The organism is Clostridium sp. MCC344 (assembly GCF_018785365.1).
Classification (GTDB): domain Bacteria; phylum Bacillota; class Clostridia; order Lachnospirales; family Lachnospiraceae; genus Pilosibacter.
In genome coordinates, this window is record NZ_WQPQ01000115.1 from 1 (window position 1) to 360 (window position 360).

The window sequence follows — 360 nt, forward strand, 5'->3', positions numbered from 1 at the left end:
GCCGCTTGCAGTCCATACGGCGAAAGAAGGAAGGCAAGAAACAGAAATACAATCCCGCCTATGGGCGTCGGCGTGAAAAAAAGAGCGACACCCAGCACCGCCAGGATCACAGAGGCAATCGTCAGCAGGACGGCACAAATCTCAAACAGAAACACCAGCAGAGCCGCCAGAAGGGACAGCGCCAAAGCAAAGGGAGCAACCAATATTTTCAGCAGTATCTTCATCTTCAAAACCTCCTTTATCTATCCTTTCTACCTCTATTTTATCATGCCTGCCCGGGGACATAAATGTTGCGAAAGATTAGTAAATCCTGTCCCAAACTTTTGGGTCATACTGGCCCGAAGTGGTAAAAAAAGAGCA

Annotated in this window: 1 protein-coding gene; it reads right to left on the bottom strand. The window is 48.3% G+C overall.

The window, feature by feature from the left end; genetic code table 11:
* Positions 1-224 (bottom strand): CD1845 family protein (locus GPK90_RS19845; RefSeq protein WP_215703664.1); only part of this gene is annotated, 224 nt, incomplete at its 3' end.
* Between the last annotated feature and the right edge of the window lie 136 nt (positions 225-360).